This window comes from Mesorhizobium sp. M1A.F.Ca.IN.020.06.1.1, from assembly GCF_004023265.1.
Lineage (GTDB): Bacteria > Pseudomonadota > Alphaproteobacteria > Rhizobiales > Rhizobiaceae > Mesorhizobium.
Genome location: NZ_RZSR01000782.1, coordinates 1 through 2,885, shown reverse-complemented (window position 1 = coordinate 2,885; position 2,885 = coordinate 1). Strand labels below are relative to the sequence as shown.

Sequence of the window (2,885 nt, the reverse complement as noted above, 5' to 3'; positions counted from 1 at the left end):
GCCAATTTCGGCGTCGGCTTCAGCCATATCGATGTCGCGGCAGCCCGCGACCGCGACATCGTGGTGACCAACACGCCTGGCGTGCTGACGGATTGCACCGCCGACCTTGCGCTTAGCCTGATGCTGGCCGTCGCGCGCCGCACCGGCGAAGGCGAGCGGCAGCTGCGAGCCGGAGAGTGGCGAGGCTGGTCGCCGACCCACATGGCCGGGGCAAAAGTGTCGGGCAAGACCTTGGGTATTGTCGGCATGGGGCGCATCGGCAAAGCGACGGCCAGACGCGCGCATTTCGGCTTCGGCATGAAGATCGTATTCTTCAACCGGTCGCCGGTCGATGATGACGAGACGCGCGCTATGGGCGCGGAGCAGTTGCCGACTTTGGACGATGTGCTTACGGCATCCGATTTCGTCTCGCTGCACTGTCCGGGCGGCGTGGAAAACCGCCATCTCATCGATGCTCGAAGCCTGGGGTTGATGAAACGCGGCGCCTTCCTGATCAACACCGCGCGCGGCGACGTCGCCGACCAGGATGCCCTGATCGGTGCACTGCAACGGCGCGAGATCGCAGGTGCAGGTCTCGACGTCTTTGCCGACGAGCCCGCCGTTCCGGAAGCGCTGAAGCAGTTGGAGAACGTCGTGCTGTTGCCGCATCTCGGCAGCGCGACCGAGGAAACGCGGGTGGCGATGGGCATGAAGGTGGTGGAGAACCTGACCGCCTTCTTCGAAGGCCGCCCCGTCCCCGATCGGGTCGCCTGACAGCCGGCGCCGCCCTCCATTCAAGGCGCTGCTGCAGTTGCAATCGATGCAGCCGAGGAAAGCGGTTTGGAACAGAGCAGACGCATCAAATTTCGCGAGGACGAGCGCAGCCTCCTGTTGCGCCTGCTGCTTCAGGTCGCAAGCGCTCGTGAGCCCGAGGTCGCCGCCGTACTGAGCGGGCGTCGGTCGCTTGTCTCGCTTGCCGCGGAACAACGCATCCCGGCGCTTCAGGCGAGCGGCGTGTGGTTCCAGTTGTTGACGATTGCCGACGAGTTGCTTGCCATGCGGGCGCGGCGCGAACTCGAACAAGGCGCGGGCGCCGACGAGGTGACCGGGTCCTTCGCCAGTGTGGTCGCGCAGATGGCGGCGAACGGCCGCTCGGCGGGGGAAGTCCAGGCCACGCTCGATGAGCTATGTGTCGGGCCGACCATGACCGCGCACCCCACGGAGGCCAAGCGCGTCACGGTGCTGGAGATCCATCGCCGCATCTATCGCAAGTTGACCGAGCTCGACCAGCCGCGCTGGGCGCCGCGCGAACGCGACCTGTTGGTCGCCGATCTGGAAAGCGAGATCGAGCTTCTGTGGATGACGGGCGAGCTGCGACTTGAGCGCCCGACGGTCGAGGGCGAAATCGCCTGGGGCCTGCACTTCTTTCGCGAAGTCATCTTCGAGGCAACGCCGCAGCTCTACGGCAAGCTTCAAGGCGCGTTCGAGCGTCACTATCCGGGAGAGCCGATCAGAATCCCCTCCTTCATGCGCTATGCCTCGTGGATCGGCGGCGACCGCGACGGCAATCCAAATGTGACGGCCGCAGTCACCGCTCATGCCCTGGCCGAATACCGCAATACCGCCATAAGCTGGTATCTGACGCAGGTGCAGCGGCTGGTGACGGTGCTCAGCGCCAGCTCCAACGTCATCGACCTGCCGCCGAGCTTCAAGCCGGTGCTGCAAGCCGCGCTTGACAAAAGCGGGCAGGCGCAAGCGATTGCCGCCCGCAACCCCGATGAACCGCTTCGCCAATTCGCTTCGGCCATGCTTGCCCGGCTGGCGGCGACGCGCGACGGCGGCACGGCGGCATATCTCTCGGCGGAGGCGTTTCGTGCCGATCTCAACGCACTGTCTTCCGTTCTCGAAGCGATCGGTGGGCGCGCGGTCGCCAGGCGCTTCGTCCAGCCTCTCATCTCGCAAGCCGGAAGCTTCGGCTTCCGTACGGTCTCGCTCGACATCCGGCAGAACTCCACGGTCGTCAACCGGGCGCTGGCCGAGCTGCTTGCGCTGATAGATCCCGCGGACCCGGTCGCACCCGGCACGCCGCGATGGTCGGCGCACCTCCGCTCAAGCCTCAGCCAGGGCGAGCAACCGGAGATCGACGCAGGCCGGCTCTCGCCTGAGGCGGCCGAACTGCTTTCGACATTCTCTGTCATCGCCAGGCACAATTCGGGCGCGGATACCGACACCGTTGGCTCGTTCGTGCTAAGCATGACCCGCTCGGCCGACGACCTGCTCGCGGTCTATCTGCTGGCGCAATATTGCGGACTTTCGACCGCCCCTGGTAGTAGCGGCACGATCAGGCTGCGCATCGTGCCATTGTTCGAGACCATCGCCGATCTGCAGGCCGCTCCTGCCGTCCTGAATAATTTGCTCGGTGTTTCGCTGGTGCGGCGGACTGTGCGCGATTTTGGCGCGCGCCAGGAAATCATGCTTGGCTATTCGGATTCCAACAAGGACGGCGGCTTCCTCGCCTCCAATTGGGAACTGGCGAAAGCACAAAAGCGCCTTGCCGCGATCGGGCGCAAGCACAAGGTCAGGATCAGTTTCTTTCACGGTCGCGGCGGCTCCGTCAGCCGTGGCGGCGCGCCGACCGGCCGGGCGATCGCGGCGCAGCCGGCGGGCACTGTCGCCGGCAGGATGCGGGTAACCGAGCAGGGCGAGGTCGTTTCTTCGAAATTCGCCAATCGCGGCACCGGCCTCAACCAGCTCGAGGTTCTCGCCGCCGGCGTTCTGGCCCACAGTGTCGGATCGCCCGCTGATGTCGGGCCGAAGGAAACGCCGGAGTTCGACGAAGCGCTCGAGGCTCTGGCGGGCATGTCGCAGGCATCCTATGCCCGGTTGATGGCCGAGCCCGGCTTCCT

General features: G+C 65.6%; 2 protein-coding genes. Both read left to right on the top strand.

Annotated features, from left to right (window positions below; genetic code table 11):
• A partial coding sequence (locus tag EOA60_RS26835; protein WP_164899559.1) for a D-glycerate dehydrogenase occupies positions 1–753 on the top strand: 753 nt, incomplete at its 5' end.
• A gap of 66 nt (positions 754–819) precedes the next feature.
• The coding region (locus EOA60_RS26830; protein ID WP_128312168.1) for a phosphoenolpyruvate carboxylase at positions 820–2,885 on the top strand (2,066 nt) is incomplete at its 3' end.